This window comes from Pandoraea commovens, from assembly GCF_024704525.1.
Classification (GTDB): domain Bacteria; phylum Pseudomonadota; class Gammaproteobacteria; order Burkholderiales; family Burkholderiaceae; genus Pandoraea; species Pandoraea commovens.
This window is the reverse complement of the sequence record NZ_CP102780.1, coordinates 3,920,348-3,942,846: the sequence shown is the minus strand read 5'-3', so window position 1 is coordinate 3,942,846 and position 22,499 is coordinate 3,920,348. Positions and strand designations below refer to the sequence as shown.

The 22,499-nt window shown below is 56.9% G+C and carries 20 protein-coding genes; 10 read left to right on the top strand and 10 right to left on the bottom strand.

All coding sequences use genetic code 11. The features are described 5' to 3' along the window. Positions 1 to 2: 2 nt before the first annotated feature. Complete coding sequence (locus NTU39_RS17815; RefSeq protein ID WP_257958186.1) at positions 3 to 863, top strand: HNH endonuclease; 861 nt, start codon at positions 3 to 5, stop codon at positions 861 to 863. 579 nt (positions 864 to 1,442) lie between these two features. On the opposite strand, the gene NTU39_RS17810 is transcribed toward NTU39_RS17815, so the two are convergent. The 10 genes from NTU39_RS17810 to NTU39_RS17770 all read right to left on the bottom strand — a co-directional run bounded on the left by NTU39_RS17810 (position 1,443) and on the right by NTU39_RS17770 (position 11,767). Further along, positions 1,443 to 3,209, bottom strand: a complete 1,767-nt coding sequence (locus NTU39_RS17810) for a hypothetical protein (RefSeq protein ID WP_257958185.1) — start codon at positions 3,207 to 3,209, stop codon at positions 1,443 to 1,445. Positions 3,210 to 3,514: 305 nt separating this feature from the next. Beyond that, positions 3,515 to 4,162: a hypothetical protein gene (locus NTU39_RS17805; RefSeq protein WP_257958184.1), complete on the bottom strand. Its 648-nt coding sequence runs from the start codon at positions 4,160 to 4,162 to the stop codon at positions 3,515 to 3,517. Between the two features lie 306 nt (positions 4,163 to 4,468). Beyond that, complete coding sequence (locus tag NTU39_RS17800; protein WP_257958183.1) at positions 4,469 to 4,705, bottom strand: hypothetical protein; 237 nt, start codon at positions 4,703 to 4,705, stop codon at positions 4,469 to 4,471. A 1-nt stretch (position 4,706) separates the two neighbouring features. Beyond that, complete coding sequence (locus tag NTU39_RS17795) at positions 4,707 to 5,486, bottom strand: rolling circle replication-associated protein (protein ID WP_257958182.1); 780 nt, start codon at positions 5,484 to 5,486, stop codon at positions 4,707 to 4,709. 997 nt (positions 5,487 to 6,483) lie between these two features. Continuing rightward, complete coding sequence (locus NTU39_RS17790; protein ID WP_257958181.1) at positions 6,484 to 6,792, bottom strand: cellulose synthase; 309 nt, start codon at positions 6,790 to 6,792, stop codon at positions 6,484 to 6,486. Positions 6,793 to 7,593: 801 nt separating this feature from the next. Then, positions 7,594 to 7,842 carry a hypothetical protein gene (locus NTU39_RS17785; protein WP_257958180.1) on the bottom strand — a complete coding sequence of 83 codons (249 nt, stop codon included), beginning with the start codon at positions 7,840 to 7,842 and terminating at the stop codon, positions 7,594 to 7,596. A gap of 433 nt (positions 7,843 to 8,275) precedes the next feature. Continuing rightward, positions 8,276 to 8,596, bottom strand: a complete 321-nt coding sequence (locus NTU39_RS17780) for a hypothetical protein (protein ID WP_373275321.1) — start codon at positions 8,594 to 8,596, stop codon at positions 8,276 to 8,278. Between the two features lie 748 nt (positions 8,597 to 9,344). Then, positions 9,345 to 9,869, bottom strand: a complete 525-nt coding sequence (locus NTU39_RS17775; protein WP_257958179.1) for an ATP-binding protein — start codon at positions 9,867 to 9,869, stop codon at positions 9,345 to 9,347. A 13-nt stretch (positions 9,870 to 9,882) separates the two neighbouring features. Next, complete coding sequence (locus NTU39_RS27025) at positions 9,883 to 10,332, bottom strand: ASCH domain-containing protein (RefSeq protein WP_505557876.1); 450 nt, start codon at positions 10,330 to 10,332, stop codon at positions 9,883 to 9,885. Continuing rightward, entirely contained in the window at positions 10,292 to 11,767 is a 1,476-nt protein-coding gene (locus tag NTU39_RS17770) for a PIN domain-containing protein (protein WP_257958178.1), read from the bottom strand. The genes NTU39_RS27025 and NTU39_RS17770 overlap by 41 nt, the downstream gene beginning before the upstream one ends. 814 nt (positions 11,768 to 12,581) lie before the next feature. On the opposite strand from NTU39_RS17770, the gene NTU39_RS17765 reads away from it, so the two are divergent. The 9 genes from NTU39_RS17765 to NTU39_RS17725 all read left to right on the top strand — a co-directional run bounded on the left by NTU39_RS17765 (position 12,582) and on the right by NTU39_RS17725 (position 22,495). Beyond that, positions 12,582 to 13,328 carry an HNH endonuclease gene (locus NTU39_RS17765; RefSeq protein WP_257958177.1) on the top strand — a complete coding sequence of 249 codons (747 nt, stop codon included), beginning with the start codon at positions 12,582 to 12,584 and terminating at the stop codon, positions 13,326 to 13,328. Positions 13,329 to 14,517: 1,189 nt separating this feature from the next. Then, positions 14,518 to 15,069, top strand: coding sequence for a hypothetical protein (locus NTU39_RS17760; RefSeq protein ID WP_257958176.1), 552 nt, complete (start codon positions 14,518 to 14,520; stop codon positions 15,067 to 15,069). Between the two features lie 610 nt (positions 15,070 to 15,679). Continuing rightward, a complete protein-coding gene (locus NTU39_RS17755) occupies positions 15,680 to 16,882 on the top strand; it encodes a porin (RefSeq protein WP_150663358.1) in 1,203 nt (400 codons plus the stop codon). 185 nt (positions 16,883 to 17,067) lie between these two features. Further along, positions 17,068 to 17,868, top strand: a complete 801-nt coding sequence (locus NTU39_RS17750) for a GntR family transcriptional regulator (protein WP_150663357.1) — start codon at positions 17,068 to 17,070, stop codon at positions 17,866 to 17,868. Positions 17,869 to 17,888: 20 nt separating this feature from the next. Further along, positions 17,889 to 19,103, top strand: a complete 1,215-nt coding sequence (locus tag NTU39_RS17745) for an ABC transporter substrate-binding protein (protein ID WP_150663356.1) — start codon at positions 17,889 to 17,891, stop codon at positions 19,101 to 19,103. Positions 19,104 to 19,107: 4 nt separating this feature from the next. Further along, the gene (locus NTU39_RS17740) at positions 19,108 to 19,980 is read left to right on the top strand and encodes a branched-chain amino acid ABC transporter permease (protein ID WP_150663355.1); all 873 of its coding nucleotides are present in this window, start codon (positions 19,108 to 19,110) and stop codon (positions 19,978 to 19,980) included. A 22-nt stretch (positions 19,981 to 20,002) separates the two neighbouring features. Next, positions 20,003 to 21,019, top strand: coding sequence for a branched-chain amino acid ABC transporter permease (locus NTU39_RS17735; protein WP_257958175.1), 1,017 nt, complete (start codon positions 20,003 to 20,005; stop codon positions 21,017 to 21,019). Further along, positions 21,012 to 21,788 carry an ABC transporter ATP-binding protein gene (locus NTU39_RS17730; protein ID WP_150663353.1) on the top strand — a complete coding sequence of 259 codons (777 nt, stop codon included), beginning with the start codon at positions 21,012 to 21,014 and terminating at the stop codon, positions 21,786 to 21,788. Before NTU39_RS17735 ends, NTU39_RS17730 begins: the two co-directional genes overlap by 8 nt. Continuing rightward, positions 21,785 to 22,495, top strand: coding sequence for an ABC transporter ATP-binding protein (locus NTU39_RS17725; protein ID WP_150663352.1), 711 nt, complete (start codon positions 21,785 to 21,787; stop codon positions 22,493 to 22,495). Before NTU39_RS17730 ends, NTU39_RS17725 begins: the two co-directional genes overlap by 4 nt. Positions 22,496 to 22,499 lie beyond the last annotated feature (4 nt).

Sequence of the window (22,499 nt, the reverse complement as noted above, 5' to 3'; positions counted from 1 at the left end):
ATATGCACGCGATCCCCAAACCGATATACGAACCAAACTTCGCGTTCAACATGTGTGTTGACGGCACCGCGGACGCCGATCTTCAACTGAGGCTTCGTGCAATTGCACCGGACATGATTAACGCTGGCCAACACTATGACCAGCTTGCGACTGAGGGACGATTGCACCAGATGAATCGTGCAGCTCAACGTGATGCTGACTTGGCGCTAGGTCGGGTAACCAAAAGCGAGCTCCGAAATCTATATGAGGCGCAGATGGTCCCACGCCACAAGGCCGCTCGCGAAATCTACGACGACATTCGGGCAGCGGCGCCAGATGGTAAATGTCCGACCTGTGGTTTCGGCCATGTCCATACGGTCGATCATTTTCTTCCCAAATCTGTATTTCCCTGGTTTTCGGTCCTTCCCGAAAATCTGGTACCAGCGTGCCGTGATTGCAACACGGGCAAGATGGCAGCCGCCGCGAACGACGCGCAGAGCTTTCATCCCTACTACGACGGTGCGACTCTGATGCACGATGAATGGATTGTTGCGCAGATCGTACGTACAAAGCCCATTCGGGCCGATTACTCTATCCGTGTGCCGCAGCACTGGAATGAACTGCAGGCTCTTCGAGCTGCCACTCATTTTCGTGACTACAAGATTGGTCTGCGATTTGCCGTCGAAGCGGGCAGCGAACTGAGTTCACTCGTGCACTATTTTTCCGATCCACCGATGACGCCTAACGAGATTCGAGACGTGTTAAGCCGGAAACTGCGAGCTGAGCGTCAGCGTCGCTGTAATTCATGGAAAATAGCGCTTTTCCAGGCGTTGCACGATTGCGACTGGTTTTGCGCTCTCGACTTTGACGGCGCGCACGCATGACTGGCGTTGGCTCGCATCGAGGCCGCAGAGGTCTTCTCCAGGGTGCTTAGGTCTCGAGTTTCCATCTCGTCGGCTATAGCGGGAGAGGCCTGCCTGGAAGCGGGTCCATGGGTTGTGACAAGTGCGGCGCCCTAGCCGCCTACGACTGATGCGTACCTTTCCGAAAGCAATCAGGCGCATTGCTGCCTTAATACTCGACATTGCCGAAATGTCGGGGGAGGGGCAGAACGTCCTTTCTCTACTTTTAGATGGCCAGTTTTGGGGCGGCGCCGACGCTTGAACGTCTGGGCCACTGTCCGCAGTCGGCCGATATCCGGCTGACGTGACTGGGGCATCTCGAGCCGAAGGGGATATTTGTTCTTCTGCGAAGCTACGCTTTCGATGCTACGCAATGCATCGGCAATTCAATTGTCTCAGACTCGGCCAGCAGGCGTGCGCGTTCACTTCGCGGGCGATTATCACCGTACGAACTGGGCGCGCTTCGCGCTTTCGATATCTTCGATACCTACGCCGATAGCGCCTGCTGAGCGGCAAGTCCTTTCGAAGTCGTAATCGTGCCGACCCGGGAACGCACCGACGCTACGTTCCTTGCTCTTGCGATTCACCAAAGAGCAATTTATTTGTCCACCAGACAGATCTTCCGAAATTGTGAATCAGTTGCTCGCCCTGTCGCATGAATGAGCGGTTCACATCAATTTCGGCAAGCTTGAGCGCTTCCCCGATCTTCGAACTGGTCGGATGCGCGTCACCTAGCCGCATATCATATGTACCAGCGATAGGGCCAAAAATGAGGCGAGCTTTCTCGGTTCCAGCCTTTTGCGCCAAGATATCCTGAAGGAGCTTGTTTGATCCCAGCTTCTCCTTCTCCGCATGCGTAGATAGCTTGCGAAGTGCGCGCACATCAAGGCGGTCCGAAAACACCCGAACAAGCTCCTTCGCGAGCCTGAGCAAGGAAGCTTGGTCCTTACTCGCGAAGCGCGACACTTGCTGCATGACCTCCGCATCATCAATCTCGTGTGTGTAAAGCCCGACACCGAAGTTGTCCTGAAAACCCCCTTCTAGCATCCGCATGCTTACAAACAACAATTCTTCGACAGCGTGCGTCGGCGCTACCTGCGCTTTCACTTGCGCCGACAGCAACTCATTGGAAACCTTTCCTTCCGGTACCACGTTGTGAGCCGCCCAAATGTGCTGCTCCCATGCAGCAACGCGCGCAACATCATAGGCATAGACCGTGATCAAATCGGAACCGTTAATTCCAAAGTGCGTCACGTAACCAGACGTGGAGCGAATACCGCCCGTTTCCGCCGTGTACCACTTGAGAGAAAAGCCGCGATGGCCGAGCAGTTCGTTGACTATATTCGAGCGGAACCACAACCAACGACCGACATCCTCGTTGTTTAAATCGGAAGATGCCATTCGCTTTCCGTCAGTCTCAACGATGAATTGAGGAAGGTTGCGATCTGCGTCGCCTCGAACGCGAACGCTCTGCCCTTGGTGTTCAATCCATTCATCACGCCAAAATTCGCCTTCAACCCGCACTCCAACTGAACCGTTGTGATGCCCGTGTGAAGTCTCATAGTCGGTGTTGTCGTCGCTTTCGGGTCCCATCACGGGGGCGTCGTCATCCTCATCAACATCCGTTCGCCATGCCCGGAAGTTTGCCCAACTTCCACCGAACACCTCGTCCAAGCTACTGACACGAACGTTGAAACGCCCGCCGTTCCGTTCTTCTTCGCGGTCCTCCAGATTCTCATACTCGCTGCCTTCGAGCGCAGCGACGTTCTCGACTCTTTGGCGGTAGTAAGAGAGGCGAAGCGAAAGATTCCTCGCCGCCAGATAATCAATGAGGAATTCCCGCTTGATCTCGATCAGGCGAAATTCTCCCTTCTCATCAAGAACCTCGCGGGCTACGACCACGAAGTCTTCTTCTGGCCTTACCCAATTGTTTTCATCCTTTATCAGATGCAAAGCAACGACAAGATCGGGATTGAGAATCCACTGCGTTCCACCAATGACAGGTTGCGGATGTTCGAAAACAAGTTCGACTCCGACAGGTTCCTTGTCGTTGTACTGATATTGATCGATAGGCGAATAGTGACCATCCTCGTAAGCGTAGGGCTGCGCGTTGTGACCGATTCCGATGTCAGACCAGCCAAGTCGTTCCGCGATCTCACGATTCTCCGGCGGGAACGCGATGGACCCACACCCGAAGTATTCGCTGACATAACCCACTTCCCGAAACTCACCCTGTTCGTCGCTGCGCGACGCCCTCAACGGCACCCAAGTTGCGTCCGCAAAGGTTCGACGCACTTCTTTTGTTTGCAAAATCCAGTCTCGGCCCATCGCTAATTCCTTTGAAATGCAAAACTTCAACTGTGCATGCAACTAAGATTTTCACGCCTCGGTAAAATGGACAACCTCCAAGCCACTTCCCGTCGCTTTGTCGTCGTACGGTTGACAATTGTCAACGAATCGAATGGCTGTATCGGATGGCCGATTGCTGCCCTACATGGATGGCTCTGGCCGTCCCATATGCTGTCATTCGGGCTTCAGATCTGCGGCCATTCAGGAGCGTAGGCCTCAACTGGTGTTGCGCGGTTTTATCGCACAGCGTCCGATGACTGGAAGGAACGAGGTTGAGCGCCATGTTAGGCTTCTACTGGATCAGGGGAACTCTTGGTGTTGGCACCATTGCTTTGTAGCGATGACTTTGTAATTTTCGTGTGCCGCCAAGTATCTGGTTTTGGTTGGTATGTCGAAACATGAAAATCAACTGGAAATAGAGCGCAAAGAGTTTCTATTCTTTGACGAATATCGATTCCCGACATTGAATTCGCGTTTCTCGCGAAGATTGAGACGTAGAATGCTGCCCAGATAGCGGCAGCATGATCGGAATCAATTTCTTCTGCTGGGGCTACAACAGAGTGCATACCTTTGTTTGTTCCAGCCAAGCAGGTGGTAAATAATTCATTGCCAAGTTCGCACGCGGAGAAGAAGACTCTTCTTAGCTTTAGGTGGCCTTTAAATATATCTGCGAACTCCACATAGGAAAGATTTTCATTTGTCGTCGCCACGACGTCGGAGGATGCGTGGCAAGAGACATGGAGGTAGCGGTAATCGGAAAGTTTGAATAGTTCGAGCAGGTGAGGCAGTTCATCCTTCGACTGGAAGTAGAAATACTTTGGATTCTTTCCGCTCAGTCTTAGAAGTTCGGCAAGCCGCTGTCCTTCATAGCGATGTCTGGCTTCATCCGCTTTTGTTAGGCTTTCGATAATGAATACGTCTGCGATGGTCAAAACATTCTCCTAAAGCTTGTCAGGGGTTGCGTGGATGAAAATGTCCGCGTAAAAATTGATATTGCTGACGTCGAATTTTCAATCAAATGCGAATGGATTTCAATTCCTTGAAATTATAACGCTCAGTAGAAGAAGTTCAATGTGGCGGGAACTGCCGTAGGCAATCCCGCTTTGGGTGGGGGCGGGAGTCAGTTTTTGGTCGTTAACCGTCATACCAAGCGCACCGGGGCTCTTTCGATTGCGATGGGGGCGTTCTTCCTTTTGCACTCATCGATTGCCAAATCGGCACGAGGCTATCTTTCCAATCTATCCATGATTTCCACGAACTGTCGCATCTTGTGCAATCGCGTCTAGGTAGGATGCGATTGCGTCGTATGACGCGAAGCGACGGCCTCCTTCCAAGTAAGTCGGAACGGGGAATGTATCGGCGCTGATCTGGTTGCGAATGGTTCCTTCTGCGACACAAAGCAGTTGCGAGAGCTGTGCGACGCCAAGTCTTACGCCGTATTGTTCGAGGATATACGCGCGGGTAAGTAAGCTCATCTCAGTTTTCCTTTGTCGCTAACCAAAAGCACCCAAGCCCCTGATTCCAAAATGCCTGGCAGTTGTCCAACTTCGCGCCAGCCTCTTGCGCCGCTTCAAACGCCGTCACGATGGCCTTCACTGGGTCGTCGCTCAAAATGTGGTCGATGGGATGTCGCTCGGGGATTGTGATGCCGCGACTGGACCAATAGCGCTTCTCGTTCATTTTGTGCTCGGCGAAGTCCTTGGTGAGGTACTTGCCGAGATAGGCAGCTAACTTGTGCTGTTGTCCGTTTCGCCGAAACGGATTGCGGACGTTCACGTTGCCATTGTCGTCGCCGACGATTGATATCCAAATCGCACGTAGCACCCGGTAGTTCTGTCGTCCCTTCACTGCGATGTGCAGGTGCCATGCTCCCCGCTTCTGACGTTCGGGGACAGCCACGTATTGGAAGTCCTGAATCTTGTTCAACCGACGGCGTAGTGCATCGAAGTGGCGCTTGAGGCGCTCCTTGTCCTGCATGTTTTCCCGGTAGGTCAGCGTGATCATGCGATCCGCACCGATTGCCTTACAACGCAATCTGACCTGTCGCTTGGCTCGTTGAGCCGAAGCCATTTGGTTATCTTCCGAATTTTCAGATTCGCCGCGCTTGGCTCTTGGCATCGTGTGAAGCGCCTGAGCGCCCATGTAGCGGTCGAATCGGGTGACTGTGACCTCTACCTGGCCCGCTCCAAAATTCCGCCCTCTTACAAGCCACTCCCTCCGGAAGGCGGCATCGTTCCCTAAAATTGGTTTCTGCATGGCAGATCCTCCTCTGTCATGTGTCATTGCGGAGAAAGTCTTGGTCCCGGTGCATTTCTGCCGGGGCATTTTTTCATCCGGGCTTTTGATGTGTTCCTGTCTTGATTGCGTAGGCTTTGCAACCTCCTTTGACGTTGAGTGTTACGGATATAAATTTAGGGCGCGCTTCGCGCGCCCCCGCCGTCCTCGACCCTGCGGGCGGCGGCGGTCGCGCGAAGCGTCCCTTCCTCTTCCCGCAACGCCACGCTGTCGGCGAGGGCGGAAGGGCTGTCTTCAGTGAGGGGATGTGTGGTCGGCGGCACCCTCGGCGGATAAAACCGAGTAGTGCGCCCACATGGGCACTCACGAACCAAAGTCCGACGACGGTTGTGAATGCCAATGTCCAGAAGCCCGCCAATTGGCTTGCGTCGAGAGAGGTGGCGGGCATGTGATTGAAACCCGTCGTCGGATCGACGGAGACCATCGCGAACTGCTGCCCGTTCTTGGGAGGGCAGAGTTCGCGGCCAATTGCAGTTGCCGTGTCTGGCGAATGAGCGGGCTTGCAGGCAAGCACACGGATGCTGTGGCTTGTCATGCGTAGGCCTTGCGGCTGCGCCGCTTGCGCGTAGCTGTGTGAACCGGCGCGGAACGCATATAGCCGTCGTAGCCCAAGATTCGGGCCACGAGCGAGCGCGGGGTCTTGCATAAAAATTGATCGCCGTTCGGACGCGTCCAAACGATGCCCCTCCCGAACCCGATCAGACGTCGAAGCGGCAACTTGAGGCGCATCTTTCGCAACGACCGACGCAAAGTCGGACGAGAGCGTCGCAGACGCCTTGATTTGCGGCGTGCTGGGCATGAACCGCCGAGTCGGCTGTGTGACAACTGCTGAAACATCGCAACCCCCGATATTCATCACGGCAAAGCGCTGTGAAGGTGTGAAAAATCTGGCGGGGGGCCGGATGTGTGAGGCGAGAAGCGCTCGTCTATGCGAAGGCGCAGCGCGATCTGAACGACTTCACGCGGTTGCCTTGCTGGAAGCGGTGGGGCGTGTATTACTTGCGTATGGGTGCAGCGCTACAATGCGCGGCACTAGGTGACCATCCATCGACTGTGTGAAGGCGAATTCTGCGAGGTATTCGCCTTTGGTCGTTTCTTTGAGACCGTCGGGCAGCATGACGCGTCCAACGACGGCTTGATCGCCTTCGCTTGTCGATTGGTAGAGCACGCACTGTGCGGTGCGCATGTCGTATGGGCGGCCAGTCTTGCTTGAGATGCCTTCGAGTCGCGTGATGTCGATGATGATGAGCTTTTGCTTGCTGGTCATAAGGTCTCCGCTTGCGAGTGAACGGTAGGCACGCGGGCCGTGCTACCGATGTCTATGAACTAGACACGTCTAAAGTGTAGGTTTTCATGTCTGAAACGTATTTGGGGAAATTCCGATATGCGTGAACGTATCTGCGAGTTGATCGCGCATGTCACCGCCCCTGACCGATGTTGGCGGGACATGGAGGACTTCACGGGTGTTCCGTCGAAGCGATGGCAGAACGTCGCCCGCGATCTTCAGCGACCGACTTCCGAAATGTTTGAAGCAATTGGAAAAGTCTGGCCTCAGTTTGCGTACTGGTTGTTGACAGGACAAACCGACGAGGCCAGCGGGCACATCTCGCCCGCGCTGGAGCAGATGGCTCGGGACTTAAACAATCATCGGAAGGCTGGGTAGTCGCAGCCAAGGTGCTAAACCGTTGGATGCAGCGGCGTGAGCCGCGTTGACGTTTCATGAAAGTGTCCCCATCACCGCGTTGGCGGCAAGCCGAATTGGCGCTGGGGGCGACTGGCAGTTGTTCTACTTGATGTCGTCGCTTTACTTTGGAAGGTGTACGGCGAACGCTGTGTGGTGCCGCACCCCATCAGCGTTCTACGCGGTTGAGCCGCTAAGGAAGACAGCAAGATCGTTCATCGGCTCCCGGCAACCTGCCGGTCAGAGATATTGCGGGCCTTCGAGACCGCTATTCGGTTGTTGTCGGACTCGTGGGTCGGCATCGCATCGTGCCGCATTTAGGGGGCGCAGAAAACAAAATGCCTCTCGCAATGAGAGGCATCAAGTACGTAGTGAAGCGTAACGACTTCAAGAAAGCAGGAGCGGTGCGTTTCCTGCAAAACTCAGATCGTCATCCAACTGCTGCGTTACATCGAGAACTTCGTCTGCGAGGTCGCCCAACTGCTCGAAGTATGCGCTGGTGAATTCCGAGGGAATGGCTTCTGCACTTTCTTGATTGGCTGCGACCATGCAAAGCGCGACAAGTCGTTCGGAGAGGCAGTGCAGTTTGTCGAGGGAATCGCGAACTGCGACAGGGGTAGGTACGAGAGAGGTCATGCTGTGTCCTCATGCTAACCGTTTCAATCCTGCCCCTCGTAAGACGAGAGGGGGTGGGCAGGCACTGGACTGGGTTAGCGGACCGCTGTTCAGTAGGATTAGGCGGCACACCCGAAGGTGTCCCTGCCCAGGCCTGCCCGTTGGCTTTCGAGGGCATGCATGAGACCGCACACGAAGCCGCGATGCATTGCGGCTGTGTGCCCTACAGAACGATCGGACCGCTAAGCCCGGCCACGTTTGGGACGTGACGAGAACAAGCTTACAGAGACCGCACGCGGGCAACAAGAACGCGGGCGGCAAATTATGTGCGATGGGCAGGAATTCGGACTGGTCTTAGGTGGAGGTAAGGATATTTCCCCCGCAAGCGCTATTTGCGTGTCGATATTGAGGTTACGCAAAGTTTTCGGTCGTCTACTCGAAGCGTTTTTCGTACTCAGTCTGCGTATGTGTCCGCAGCAGTACGATTCAGAATGTCTTGAATGGCCCCGCATCTAAGCATCAACTCGTCGAACGTCACGTTGGTCTCGACCAGAATGTCGTCTTCAATCATGGCGCTGTAGTCCCTCGCAAGCGCTGCCTTCGCAGCCCCGTCAGGTACGATTTGCAGGCCTCCTGACACAGCGTGTCGATAGTCGATGATGTTTCCGTTGACGTCTTTCTCGATGAAGAAGCAGGACTTGTGCTCAGCCACCATCGACGCGACACCCATGTCCGCAAGAACTCTATCGAATTGATTGCTGGTGGCAATCGACATCAAGTCGTGCCAGTGGCGCGCATAGCGCTCGCCTCGGATTCTTCCTTGCGCGCAATAGACGTGGGCAGCGGTTGCCTTTTCCAGAACGTCCGGGACAAGTTCATGACGAGTGGGGTTGCATCAGGGAATGAGACGCTATCCAAAATCCCGTCCATGTCGCACCGCACGGGCATTTCGGCGTGGGGCTCGTCCCACGCCATCGCAGGTTTAAGGCGCTAGAGGAGTTGAGTGGGGTGCGAGCTCAGACCTGGCGCAGCATCTATGGCGGGCGTCAGCGTGCGACGGAGGAGGCAATCCTTGCGCTCTGCAAGAACTGGCCAAAATACGCGTATTGGCTGGGAACAGGACTGACGGACGAGGAACACGGTCATTCATCGCCGATATTGGCGAGACGGGGGCGTGATTGCGAGATGTCACGCAATTCTCGGGATCTTCGATAAAAGAGAACGGCAGCGCAAGCCCACTCTATAGCGGGAAAAATGGCATTTGACGTCGCTTGAGATATTTCATCTCAAAGTCAATCGCTGACCACGTTAATCCGACTTCCGGCCAATGCGGCCGACTGTAATCGACCCATTGCCATCCGTGACTACGTCATCAGATCAACGACCGTTTGAAAGCCACGAGCAAGCGTGGGCAACATCTGGGGTTGTTTCCTCATCGGCAGGCAACTGCTGCACCCTAATAAGTGCTGTATCCGCCACGGGGAGGCACCTCCCCCCCTTTTGAACCTACGCAGGAAGCGTTTCTATTTCATGAGGGCAGCTACCATCTCGTCGAAGCACTCGGGCGTTGGCGATTCGATTTTTCGATACTGAAGGTTCAGATGCGAACACACATGCTCTGCGTGCTTGCTCTCCTCTGCGACGAAGCGTGCGATTTGTTGCATGGTCCATGAATGATCGCCGCGATCCCTTAGTCGCGGCGCAATTTGTTCGACTTTTGCCTCGAGGAGTAGCACGCCTACACACCCCAAGTCTCGAAAGACCTCCGGCGCGAGTAACACCGGTTCACCATCGCTACCGCGCAGAACGAAATGTCCATCAAGCAGGAGCGTCCTGCCTGTCGCTCGGACGCGCGAGACGGCAGCAATCAGAGCTCGCTGGTTCTCGTCGATTGCGTTCGCTCGCTTGTCAGTGCCCCACGAAGCAGTGCCCCGCTCCTCCCGAATAAGCTGACTCGCGGTCGCATGGAGAAGACCAAGCCGCTCACACGCCGGCTTCGCGAGAAACGTTTTTCCAACACCATGCATTCCAGCGACGAATATGGTCATCAGATATCTCTGGTTACGAGGCAGCCGATTCAATGCTTTTCAATTCCACCTCTGTCAGATAGCGAAACGACTGTGGTGGCGAGAAATTCTCTAAAAGCGATCTGGGATCGACGGGTTTTCGCATCCTTTTGACCTTCCCCAATAAGACCGCATATCCCTTCGACTTACCTGAGAAGTAGTCATATAGCTCTCGCCTTGTAAGACCGCCACCGTGACTTCGACAGTATTCCCAGAGCTTGCTCGGAGACGCGTGAACGACCTCGTTGACCGGCACTGTCGCCACAAGACGTTGTTGTGGTGAGCTGGCATAGATCACCACCAGCCTGATGTCGTCCCGCGCCCACGATCTCCGGAACTCGACGAGCTTTTCGCGCGACAGAATGAGATCAGAATATTTCGGTTTGACTGACAGCAACACGGCTCTACCGCCCTGCAGCTGCGAGCACTCTGGAAAAAGCGTCATCCTGAATTTCACGAATGGATTGTATGGGGCCAATAATGCCTTCATGCTGGAGGCGAGCATACGGCACTGGGTTCGGCAAGTGTTCAACCAGTCGAAATAAGATAACCTTAGTCCGCCTAGTTGCCAGCTCTACAATCTGCCGTTGGCTGTAGACCGTGCGGCGACTGACAAGGCTCGCGATTCTGGCGGCGTCGTCGAGCACATCAAACTGATCGACAACGCCAATCGATGTGGTAGCTTTCTCATCCCCCGTGCGGTAGAAAAGTACGATGTCCCCGGCGCTAATTGCATTTGTTTGCGCATGGCAAAGATAGGCAAGCTTGATCGCATTGCCGACACTGCTCGGTGGCACAAACAGACGTTGCTGATGCGGATGGTAATCCGGGAACAATGTATCGTGGAATGTTGGCTTGATCGGGATGATGAATTTTCGGACGGATCGGTCCCGGCGGAAGTGGGGAAAGAAACGGCGGTTATATTCAGGCGCGGGGAGTGTGGGTAAGTTCGGCGCACTCTTCGGGTGCTCTTTTACAAGCACAGAATCACCCATGTATGTGCCTCTTTCTCCGAACCCATAGTCTTGCAGAAGCCGAATGAGATAGTCGTGCCTCTCCGCGTTGGCATGGATAAAGACGTTCTCGCAGGCATTCTCCGTTGCGTAACGGAATGAGGCCTTCAAAAACAACTCCCCAATTTTTCGGCCGCGAACCGTCTCGCCGACTTTGAATGTACAAAGCTTCAGCGCTGTCCCTATCAGCTTGGTTCCGGCGTCGGTAATCTGCTCGTTATGTTGGACCGCATAGATACATATCGCCGCAAGGCTGCCATCTTCGTCCTGATACACCCACGCTCTGCGATTCTCGCGAGCTTTTCGCCTGAACCACTCGTCAAATTCCGAGCCGCCGTATCCGTCGCGCAAGCTGTCGAAGAATGGCTGCGCCAGAATCGGGGTAAGACTGTGAAGCGGCACATCCTCGATATTAGGTAACGCAATCTGGCGGGGCTCGTGCAGGCGTCGAAGCCAGTCTTCGGCGGTTTGAATGGTATAGACCCGCCCGCCAATGCCTCGGAGACGAGCCTTTGCATGGATGCCACGATCCTCGGTTACGAGAGCATGAACCGCATCGCATTCCAATGCGTACAAAATTTCGTTGTCACATACGTCGTTCGGCGAAGTTTCGGCCGTATTCCACGGGCAGGGTGCGGCGTGGTCAAGCATCGAGTATTGCGCCAATCTTTCCAGATTTCGGAGCTTCCTGGCTCGATCTGGGTCGCGTTGAAAATCTGCAACCGTCGCGGCGTGATAAAGCAACTGGTGACCGCCCAGTCCGGCAAGTCGAACAAAGTTGGCCAGATTGCTTTCCAAAACCTGATACGTGTCCTGGAGTGGAATTAATACATTCGTGTCAAGCAGAAACCGAAGTCGCATCGACATGTTCAGCTCCGGCTAGCGGGGTTGCTGGGACGCCAAAACAGCAGCAAGCCCGATACCACCGTAGTTGTTGCTGGAAAATGTCGTTGCTGCATGAAGCCCCCGTTAGACCGTTGACGTTACGCACAAAACAACGCTGTGCCGCTTAAGCTTTTTCGCCATGTTATATCAGGTTACGCATGTCGCCAGAGACCGTTCAGCGGCTCTTGCGTATATGACCGCTTGAGATTTGGAGGGCTCACAGCCACCCACGCTTCCTTAAAGCGACGACTTCTCGATTTGAAGTCAACATCTGAGTGTCACGTCGAACGCACGGCGATCGGCTCCTATTTGCCGATTGCACTCGCGCACACACTGGAAAAAGCGAAGTTGCAGGCCGCTGCATGACGACAAGTATCATTCACCTCTAATCACCACCACCAAAGTAACCACCTTTCGGAAAATGCTCCGGCGTTCGCTTTCAACCGTTCGCGGCGCGAACGTCGAGTTCCGAACTGCAGCGGTCACTTGTCGGGATATCGCCGTTGACAGGTGACCGGCCATTGCTGGCGTCGGGACAATCGCCGACCATAGGCGGCTGGTTGTTCTGCAGTCGTTAGACTGCCTGTTACGGCGAGGATGACAACTTTTCGGCTGCACGAGGACTGCACTTGTCCGCATGGGAGGCGCTCGCTATTTGGAATGGCTTATTTCGAAATGCTGCGAACACCTAGATCACCTGATGTGCAGCATGCTTTTCTATAAAAAGTCTAGTTGATAATTTTTATTTAATATAAAAATGCGATGCATATTTTGCAAAAAAAGTTCATTGTTGAGCGTGGCTATCGAGCACATTGTCCCTGAGTCGCTCGGAAATACGAAGCTAACGCTGCCGAAGGGTGTCGTCTGCGATAAGTGCAATAATTATTTCGCCACCCATCTTGAGCAACCCATACTTAAATCAAATGAATTTTTGTATTTGAGATTTAATCAAGAGTTGAAAAATAAACGACGTAAAGTTCCTGTGGCTCCAATAATTTTCGGAGATAAAATTGTTAATGCGCATCGCCATGGAACGCTAGATTTTTCTTTCAACTCAGAGGATTTTTCAAAGATAGAGGAGTATCTGGATGCGGGCGGAACTAAGATGATGATTCCCATTTCGGGAGCCTCTCCCGACGACACGCTGACGTCAAGGTGGCTCGCGAAGATGGGGCTCGAGATGCTTGCATTTCGATGGCAAAACATCGATGGATGGAATGACTATTTAGTCGAGCATGAAGGACTCGATGAGGTTAGACGATATGCACGCGCACCAAAGCCTAAGGAAAAATGGGATTACAGCAAGCGTCGTATATATGAACAGGATAATCTGACGCTAACTTCAGATGGGCAATCAGTTCAAATGATTTACGAGTGCGACATCCTCACGACGGGGACATCGGAAAGTAGTGAGTTTTACTTTGTGATTGCAATTTTTGGTGTCGAGTATTCAATTAATCTCGGCGGAGATAGCATGGATGGATACCATCGATGGCTAGAGATTAATGGTGGAAAATCACCACTCTACAGCAACAAGGATTGAAGCAGTGCTTGGTAAATTTTGATGAAGTTTTTTATAATAAGTAATCACCAAGCTTAGTTGATCTGTGGTATGCCCGACTACCCGATGAGCAATGTTGAACGGCGGTTGCCGTCCGGCTCATTTTTTGTGTGTATGGCGCTACAAAGCTGCCGCTGTTACGGAGGGCGCTGGCTTTCGATGAACAAACTGAATTCGTACAACCAGGCAATTGGGGACTTTCAATTCGCGTATGTCGATTGTTGGCAAAGGCTGATGCGGAGTGTTCATCTTCGACAACCGGATGGCCCGTTTCGAGGTGAAAGCGACGTCTGAACATCTCATCTACGATGCATGTGAACGGCCGGTTGCGGCCGGAAAGGGGGGGCGCCCGTGCTGCGTTGGGCGCTCGGGAAAATCCTGCGCGACTCGTTTCCAGCGAAGCGAACAATGCGCGGCCCGAACCTTGTTCGACATATCTGTATTGCTGCGACAACGACTTTAGTGCTCGTAGAGCTAGTGCGTATGTTGCGCGCTTTTGATTTGGTCCAACGGCTAAGCCAATAAGGAAACGTCTGAGATTTGGGGCTAGGGAAGGCGGGGCGAAACGCTCATTAATTTCAGATTTCGAGCGTCCCAATACGGAAGGTTTCAGCCCAGAAAATAAAGCCATTTCCACCGCCAAATACACAACCCACAGCGCATTACAAGTGCTACAAATTTGCTACAGCAAATTCGAAATCCCTTTTTAATCAGTTATTTATCTTGTCATTCTATTAACTGAACTACAGGGAGAGACTGGATGTGATCCAGCGGGACGCAATAGCATCGTTCTTGCAGGTACGACGTGAGGGCAAGAGTATAGCAAAATCGTTTCGGGCGAAGGCGCAGACATCCACATGGGCACGCGAAATTGAGGTGCCGGCTGAAGGAGGCTGGATATGGTGTCGGTCAAGGCGCCGCTGCCGGCGATCTTTGCGCACTACCGGGAGCGGGGTGGCTACGGTTAATGCTGCCGCTTGGCTCGTTGGGCCGCCGCCATTTGGTTATTTTCCGAATTTTCGAATTCGCCGCGCTTCGCATTCGGCATCGCATGAAGTGCCGGAGCGCCCATGTGGCGGTCGAATCGCGTGACTGCGGCCTCCACCTGACCCACCCCAGAACGACCCACTCCCTCCCAAAGGCGGCATCGTTCACTACACTCGGTTCCTGCATGGCAGATCCTCCTCTGTCATGCGTCATCGCGGAGAAAGTCTTGGCCCCGGTGTATTTCAGCCGGGGCCTTTTTTTCATCCGGATTTCCCCGGGAGCTAACGACTTGGTCACGTGGGCTTGGCCCATCCATGCCAGAGCAAGTACCGCCTCTTTCGAAGAATCCGAGTCGCCGTGGTGCGTTCGCTTGCTTTGCGACTCACGCGAGTACGGTCATTGCGCTCGGCATCCCAATCTTGTGGCTTTAAAGGAGGTCGATATTCGCGACAGAATCAAAGAGATCGTCGACACGGTTGTCCCGCGCCATCGCAGGTTCAAGGCGCTAGAGGAGCTGAGTGGACTGCAAGCGCAGACCTGGCGCAGCATTTATGAGGGACGTCAACGTGCGACGGAGGAGGCGATTCTCGCACTTTGCAAAAACTGGCCGAAATACGCGTATTGGCTGGGGACAGGAATGACTGATGAGGATCACGGTCATTCGTCGCCGATATTGGAGCGAGTGAAGCGTGATCGCAAGACGTTACGTAATTCGGGAGACCTTCGAATGAAGTGAGTGCGAAGGAGATCCCGGGCAAAGGGTGGTTGTGCCGCGAATCCGAATTCCCTGCGAGCCTATTCGATGCTCGCCTACGCGGCCGGGTCGGATCACTCCCATCGAAACTTGATCCAACTCCCACAAGATTGACGGCCTATCTACGCATTTCCATCGAGCAAAACGCCGCGCTGACGATGTCTCAGGAATTTCCCGATAGAACAACCGGGATTGGCATTTGTTCCATTGACGCTACAAATTGGCCCTCCTAGAGTCGTCGCCATGATGACTCGTTCCTCCCTGCCTATGCTGACGTCCGCCCGTATGCGAGCGGCACAGCGCGTTCATCGCGTGCTGCGCGAGTAACTCGCCGCCTCTCGGCGCGTGCGTGCGTTCACCGCGTTTGTCACGTTCATCCTTTGTGACAAATCGCATCCGACGCCACCGCGCTCACCCCATTCGCCCCATGCCGGACGACGCGCCACTCGTGAGCGCGCCGCGGCGTCGTGCGCCCTCGCGATTCGATACGTGATGCGAGCGAGTCCAAAGCAACACCGGACTCGTCGCAACGGTCGACGCACGGCGTCGTGGGGCGCTGTTTTCCTCAACAACAAGAAAGACGCCCAACCTCATGACGCACTCCTCGCGCAAAACGTCAAAACTGCTGCCTTTCACTGGTGCTGCCGGTGCGGCCAGTGCCGCCAGTGTTGCTCTACTCCTCGCAAGTGTCGCTGCACCCGCGCACGCCCAGTCGAGCGTCACGCTCTACGGCCTGATCGAATCGGCCATCGTCTCGCAAAACCACGCCAGCCCCACTGGCGGACGCATCTACTCCGTCAATCAGGCCGGAGAAGGCTTCCTCTCCGCCAGCCGCTTTGGTCTGCAAGGCATCGAAGACCTCGGCGGCGGGATGAAAGCCCGCTTCGTGCTCGAGAACGGCTTCAACTCGCAAGCCGGCACCTTCGATCAGCAAGGTCAACTCTTCGGACGTCAGGCGTTCGTCGCGCTGCAAGGCGGATGGGGTGAACTCGCGTTCGGACGTCAATACACCGGGGCCGTCGTCGCCATTTCGATGGTCGATCCGATCTTCATCGGTGCACCGCCCACGAACTCGTGGCTTGTCTTCCTGACAGGTCAGCGCTACAACAACGCACTCACCTGGACGAAGAAGTTCGGCCCGTTCGGCGTGAACCTGCAATACGCGTTCGGTGGCATCGCCGGGCAAGGCTCCGCGCGCTCATCCGCATCGGGTGGCGTGTCGTGGGAGCAAAACGGCAACGTCTTCACCGGCCAGTTGCAGCAGACGCACGACTCGCAAAGCCGCACCGCGAAGACGTGGTCGCTCGGCGGCAAAGTCAGCTACGGTCAATGGAAGTTTCATGCGGACTACCTGCAAAGCCAGCGCGATCCCGGCTTCGACGTGACCAACGGCGGTGTCGACTACGCCTCAATCACCAACATGAGCACGGCTGCCACACCCACCACCGTAGCCGCCATCGGCTCAGTGTTCTCCGCCGCTCGACGCGATCAGTTCTTCACACTCGGTGCGACCTATCTGCTCAGCCCGTCGTGGCAATTCATCGCCGCCTATATGTACAACAACACCACGGCGGTCAATTTCAGCGGCAAGCGCCAGACGCTCTACGGCGTCATCGATTACTTCCTCTCGAAGCGAACCGACGTCTACTTCGCCACCGCCTACGAGCGCGTCGACGGCGGCTGGAGCGGTCTGTTCGGCACCACGACCACTAACTGGACCGGCGGCAACGGTGTGAAGCTCAACGGCTTCGATAACCAGATGAGCTACTACATCGGTCTGCGTCACCGTTTCTAAACGGTCAAAAACGAAGCGGCGCAGCATCAAAAAATGCTGCGCCGCAACCTTGAAACCCTTGCTGTACCTGCGTTTGCAGGCGATCAAACAAATATCTCGAGCCGCTTAGGTGTTTTCCCGATAGGACATTTTGTCTGTACCTTTGTTCTATTGACCGGACATTATGACACTTCCAGAATCGCCGCATGGATACCCCACTTCCGCTTCCGAAATACCACCAGATCTACCTCGTGCTGCGTGAACAATTGCAGGAGGGGCGCTTCGATCAGGACGGTGTGCCCGGCGAGCATCTGCTAGCCGATCAGTTCAGCGTTGCGCGCATTACGATCCGCAAAGCGATGGAAATGCTTGTGGCCGACGGTCTCGTCGTGCGTCGCCCGGGACTCGGCACCTGGCCGCTGCATGCCGGTCAGCGCACCGGTGGAGGCAAGATGCCCGGCATTTCCCGGGAAAAGGCGCACCTCACGGGCCTGCTCGAAAACATCGTCAACATGGGTCTGCGCACGAGTGTCGCTGTGCTCGAATCGTCGGTCGTCGGCGCGAGCGACGCGGTCGCCGATGCGCTGACGCTCGCGCCCGGTGCCCCTGTCTACAAGAGCATTCGTGTGCGCAGCACGCAAGCCGGGCCGCTGTCGTACATCACCACGCACGTGCCGCAGGACATCGCGCAAATCCGTCGCGAAGAACTCGAACGCAAACCGCTGCTGATGCTGCTCGAAGAAGCGGGCGTCGAGCTGGGCGGGGCGACGCAAACCATTTCCGCGCGTCTGGCCGATGCCGTCGTGGCGCGCCATCTCGATATTGCCGTCGGCTCCGCGCTGCTCGCGGTCACGCGTCTCGTGCGCGACGTTGCCGACCGTCCGGTGCAACTGCTGCAAGGCCTGTATCGCCCAGATCGCTACCAGTACCAGCTTCAACTCTCGCGCGTCGGCGACATCGACGCCAAGGTCTGGGTCAGCGAAGAACTGTCCGCCCAATTCCACTGAACACGTCCGGAGAATCATTCATGAGTTCGCGTCGCACGTTTCTGCGTCAGTCCACCGCCATGGCCGCGCTCGCCGCTGCCTCCACCAGCACCCCGTGGCTCGCGCGTGCTGCCGGCAAGCCGGTCAAGATCGGCGTGCTTCACCCCGTCACCGGTGCACTCGCCTATTCGGGACAGCAATGCCGTCTGGGCGCGCTGCTCGCCATCGACGACATCAACGCGGCGGGCGGCATCAAGTCGCTCGGCGGTGCACCCATCGAAGCCATGCTCGGCGACGCACAATCGCGCCCCGAAGCCGGTTCGGCCGAAGTCGAGAAGATGAACGAAGCCGGTGTGTCGGCAATTCTCGGTGCCTACGCCTCGGCCATCTGTTTGGCAACGACGCAAACCGCCGCGAAGTATGGCCTGCCGCACGTGGTGGATGTCGGTGTGGCCGACCAGATCGTCGAGCGCGGCCTGACCAACACGTTCCGCTTCGGTCCCGGCTACCGCATGTGCTCGCTGCGCGCCGTCGACGACCTTGCCGCGTTGAATAACGCCGCAGGCAAGCCCGCGAAGACCGTCATGATCGTGCACGAGGAGTCGCTCTTCGGCACCGGCACAGCGGCGCTGCTGCAAAAGGAATTGCCCGCGCGAGGCTTCGAGATCAAGGAAGTCATCAAGCACGCGAACCCCACGCGTGACTTCAACAACATCGTGCTGCGCATGCGCTCGGTCAACCCGGACATCGTGATTCCGGCGAATTACTACAACGAATACGCGCTGCTGCTGCGTGCGATGAAGCAGCAGAAGGTGCGCCCGAAGGCGATCTACTCGGTGCTGGGCGGCGCGGCGTCGAGCTACAAATTCCTGAAGGAATTCCCGGATATCGCCGACGGCATCATCGACTGCAATCACTGGTTCAACCCGAAAGACCCGCGCGTGGCGTCGCTCAAGAAGCGCGTGGAAGCGAAGGGCGCTTACTTCAGTTACGAAGTGTTCATGACGTACACGGCCATGATGCTGCTGGCCGACGCCATCGAGCGCGCCAAATCGGTCGACCGCGCAGCCATCACGGCGGCGCTCGCGTCGAGCACGTTCAAGGATCACATCATGCCGTACGGTCCGACCAAGTTCGTGAACGGTCAGAACACGGGCGCGCAGCCGCTGCTCACGCAGGTCTCGGGCGGCGACATCAAAGTGATTCTGCCGGACACCTATCGCCAGGTCGCACCGGTCTTCCCGCTCAAGGCCTGACGCAATGTTAGATCCGGTCATTCTGCTCTCAGCCGTGCTCAACGGGCTCACGACGGGCGCGGTCTACGCGCTCATCGCGCTCGGCCTGACGCTGGTCTATGGCGTGCTGCACATCATCAACTTCGCGCACGGTGCGGCGTTGATGGTGGCGCTATACGCCGTCTGGCTGCTTCGCGAGAAGCTCGGCATCGATCCGTACGTCGCGCTGCCGTTCGTCACGCTGGGCATGTTCGCGCTCGGCTACGCACTGCAACGCGTGGTGATCGAGCGCGCCAGCCACGGCAAGGACGAGAACATTCTGCTCGTCACGCTGGGGCTGGCCATCGTGCTGGAGAACCTTGCGCTGGTGGTGTTCAAGTCGGATACGCACACGATCGATACGCCGTACACGCTGGCTACCGTCGACATCGGCCCGGTCATGCTCGCGTTGCCCAAGCTGATCGCGTTCGGCGGAGCGCTTGCCGCTGCCGCCGTGCTGTTCTGGATCATGCGCTCGACGGATCTGGGACGCGCGATTCGCGCAGTCGCGAAGGAGAAACACGGCGCGAAGCTCATGGGCATCGATGTGGAACGCGTGTACGCGCTTTCGTTCGGCATCGGCATGGCCTGTGTGGGCGCTGCCGCGTGCTTCCTGTTGCCCACGTATTACGTCAATCCGCAGGTCGGCGGCGGCTTCGTGCTGGTGGCGTTCACGATCGTTGTGCTCGGGGGCATGGGAAGTTTCGTCGGCGCGCTCGTGGGCGGTCTGCTCATCGGTGTGGTCGAGTCGCTGGGTGGCCTGTGGCTGGGCGATTCGCTCGGCCAGATGGGCATCTTCGCCATCTTCATCATCGTCGTGCTGCTGCGCCCGCAGGGGCTCTTCGGCGCACGCGCCTGACGGAAGACGGCGGGAGAAAAAAATGAAAGATATTCGGATGATCGTGTTGTTCGGTGTCGTGATGACAGCGTTGCTGTTCACGCTCCAATCTGGCGTGTGGTTGTCGTTCCTCATGATGACGATCTACACCGTGCTGCTTTCCCAGTCGTGGAACATTCTCGGCGGGTTCGGCGGGCAGTTGTCGTTCGGCCACGCGCTGTTCTTCGGCGTCGGCGCTTATGCGCAGGCGATCGCGCAATTGCAATGGGGCTGGAACCCGTGGCTCGCCATGCCGTTCGCGATTGCGGCGGGCACGGTAGTCGCCGTATTGCTCGGTGCCGTGACGTTCCGCTACGGCCTGAAGGGTTCGTACTTCGCGCTCGTCACGCTGGCGTTCGCCGAGGTGTTCCGCATTCTGGCCGTGTCGCTGCCGTTTACTGGCGCAGGCGTCGGTCTGATGGTGCCGCTGCGCCAAAGCCTGGGCAATCTTCAGTTCGCCTCGCCGCGCGGCTACGCAGCGCTGCTGCTCGTGTTCGTGATGGCGGCCTTGCTGGTCACCGCCTGGCTGCGTCATTCGCGCTTTGGTGCATGGTTGCAAGCGGTGCGCGACAACGAGAACGCGGCACGCGCCGTCGGCGTGAATCCGTTGCGTGTGAAGCTTGGCGCGATTGCGCTCTCGGGCGCGTTCATGAGTGCGGCGGGTATGTGCTACGTGCAAATGTTCCAGTACATCGATGCTGGGATCGCTTTCGGTTCGACGATTTCGGTCGAGGCGCTCGTTGGCGTGATCGTGGGGGGCATGGGCACGCTCTGGGGCCCGGTCTTCGGTGCGGCCGTGTTGTACACCCTCGGCGAGTTCACTCGCAACCTGTTCGGCGAACTGCCCGGCCTGTCGATGGTGATCTACGGCGCCGTGCTGATCCTGATTGTCATGTTCCTGCCGCGTGGCATCACGGGCGCAGGCGCGTCGGTGCGCCGCTTGCTGGGCATGGATGGGAAGACCCGCGCCGCACATGGCGCGCAGCCGACGACGTCGCGCGAGGAGAAGGCCCGTGTCTGACATTTTGTTGAGGGCCGATGGCTTGTCCATCACGTTTGGCGGTCTCAAGGCCGTGCAGGACGTCAGTCTCGACGTCAAGGCCGGTACGCTCACGGCGCTCGTGGGTCCGAACGGCGCAGGCAAGACCACGCTCTTCGGTCTGCTCTCCGGCTTTCTCACGCCCACGGCCGGTCGCGTCGAATTTCAGGGGCGCGACATCACCGGTCAGGCACCGTACGACACGGCGCGTCAGGGGCTGACGCGTACGTTCCAGATCGTGCAGCCGTTCGGCGCGCAGACGGTGCGCGAGAACATCGCCGTTGGCGCGCATCTGCATCAGCGTGACCGTCGGGCTGCGTTGCGCGAGGCCGAGGAAGTCGCGCTGCGCACCAATCTGCAAGCGCAGCTCGACAAGCCAGCGGCGGACCTGACCGTGTGCGGGCGCAAGCGTCTAGAACTGGCCCGCGCACTAGCGACCAAACCCCGTCTCTTGTTGCTCGACGAAGTGCTCGCGGGCCTGAACCCGAGCGAGATCGATGAAGTCATTCCGGTCGTGCGCGAGATCGCGGACAGCGGTGTGACGGTGCTGATGATCGAGCATGTGATGCGCGCCGTCATGAGTCTGGCCGAACACGTGTGGGTCCTGGCGCAGGGCAGGTTGATTGCGGCAGGCACGCCGCGTGAAGTGACGTCCGACCCGGTTGTGATCGAAGCCTATCTGGGGCATGGCACCGCCGCGCGGCTCGCCGCTCAGTCGGGTGCGCCGATGGCGATGGGAGGTGTGCAATGAGCCATCTGCTCGAGGTGGAAGGCCTGCATACCGGCTATGGCCGCGTGGAAGTGCTGCGTGGCGTCGATCTGACGGTCGGCGAAGGCGAGATCGTGGTGCTGCTCGGCAGCAACGGCGCGGGCAAGTCCACGCTGAACAACACGCTCTCCGGCATCAATCCTGTGTGGTCGGGACGCGTGCGCTTCGACGGTCACGATCTCACCGGCCGCCATTACCGCGACGTCGTCAAAGCCGGGCTGATTCAAGTGCCGGAAGGGCGTCGCATCTTCCCGAACCTTAGCGTGCGGGAAAACCTGGCGCTGGGCGCGTTCGCACGTGGTCGCGCGTCGCGCGAGCAGGGGCTCGAGCGCATGCTCGACCTGTTTCCGCGTCTTCGCGAGCGCATCGATCAGGCAGCGGGGACGATGTCCGGCGGCGAACAGCAGATGCTCGCGATCGGACGCGGTCTGATGGCCGAACCCCGTCTGCTGATCCTTGACGAGCCGTCGCTCGGCCTCTCGCCGCTCATGGTGGAAGAGCTGTTTTCGCTGATCTCGCGTCTGCAACGCGAGGGCCTGTCGATCCTGCTGGTGGAGCAGAACGTCGGCCAGTCGCTGGAGACCGGTCAGCGCGGCTATGTCCTCGAAAACGGTGCGATCCGCCATCGCGGCACCTGCGCAGAATTGCTCGCCAGCAGCGATCTGCGCCGGGCCTACCTCGGAATGTAAGGGA

Excerpts from the sequence above, each read along its gene's own strand:
- NTU39_RS17795 (WP_257958182.1), bottom strand. The coding sequence starts at position 5,486 with ATGCAGAAACCAATTTTAGGGAACGATGCCGCCTTCCGGAGGGAGTGG.
- NTU39_RS17770 (WP_257958178.1), bottom strand. The coding sequence starts at position 11,767 with ATGTCGATGCGACTTCGGTTTCTGCTTGACACGAATGTATTAATTCCA.
- NTU39_RS17815 (WP_257958186.1), top strand. The coding sequence starts at position 3 with ATGCACGCGATCCCCAAACCGATATACGAACCAAACTTCGCGTTCAAC.
- NTU39_RS17780 (WP_373275321.1), bottom strand. The coding sequence starts at position 8,596 with ATGTCGATTGCCACCAGCAATCAATTCGATAGAGTTCTTGCGGACATG.
- NTU39_RS17755 (WP_150663358.1), top strand. The coding sequence starts at position 15,680 with ATGACGCACTCCTCGCGCAAAACGTCAAAACTGCTGCCTTTCACTGGT.
- NTU39_RS17760 (WP_257958176.1), top strand. The coding sequence starts at position 14,518 with ATGGCAGATCCTCCTCTGTCATGCGTCATCGCGGAGAAAGTCTTGGCC.
- NTU39_RS17745 (WP_150663356.1), top strand. The coding sequence starts at position 17,889 with ATGAGTTCGCGTCGCACGTTTCTGCGTCAGTCCACCGCCATGGCCGCG.
- NTU39_RS17725 (WP_150663352.1), top strand. The coding sequence starts at position 21,785 with ATGAGCCATCTGCTCGAGGTGGAAGGCCTGCATACCGGCTATGGCCGC.
- NTU39_RS27025 (WP_505557876.1), bottom strand. The coding sequence starts at position 10,332 with ATGACGCTTTTTCCAGAGTGCTCGCAGCTGCAGGGCGGTAGAGCCGTG.
- NTU39_RS17750 (WP_150663357.1), top strand. The coding sequence starts at position 17,068 with ATGGATACCCCACTTCCGCTTCCGAAATACCACCAGATCTACCTCGTG.
- NTU39_RS17735 (WP_257958175.1), top strand. The coding sequence starts at position 20,003 with ATGAAAGATATTCGGATGATCGTGTTGTTCGGTGTCGTGATGACAGCG.
- NTU39_RS17740 (WP_150663355.1), top strand. The coding sequence starts at position 19,108 with ATGTTAGATCCGGTCATTCTGCTCTCAGCCGTGCTCAACGGGCTCACG.
- NTU39_RS17785 (WP_257958180.1), bottom strand. The coding sequence starts at position 7,842 with ATGACCTCTCTCGTACCTACCCCTGTCGCAGTTCGCGATTCCCTCGAC.
- NTU39_RS17775 (WP_257958179.1), bottom strand. The coding sequence starts at position 9,869 with ATGACCATATTCGTCGCTGGAATGCATGGTGTTGGAAAAACGTTTCTC.
- NTU39_RS17800 (WP_257958183.1), bottom strand. The coding sequence starts at position 4,705 with ATGAGCTTACTTACCCGCGCGTATATCCTCGAACAATACGGCGTAAGA.
- NTU39_RS17810 (WP_257958185.1), bottom strand. The coding sequence starts at position 3,209 with ATGGGCCGAGACTGGATTTTGCAAACAAAAGAAGTGCGTCGAACCTTT.
- NTU39_RS17790 (WP_257958181.1), bottom strand. The coding sequence starts at position 6,792 with ATGACCAGCAAGCAAAAGCTCATCATCATCGACATCACGCGACTCGAA.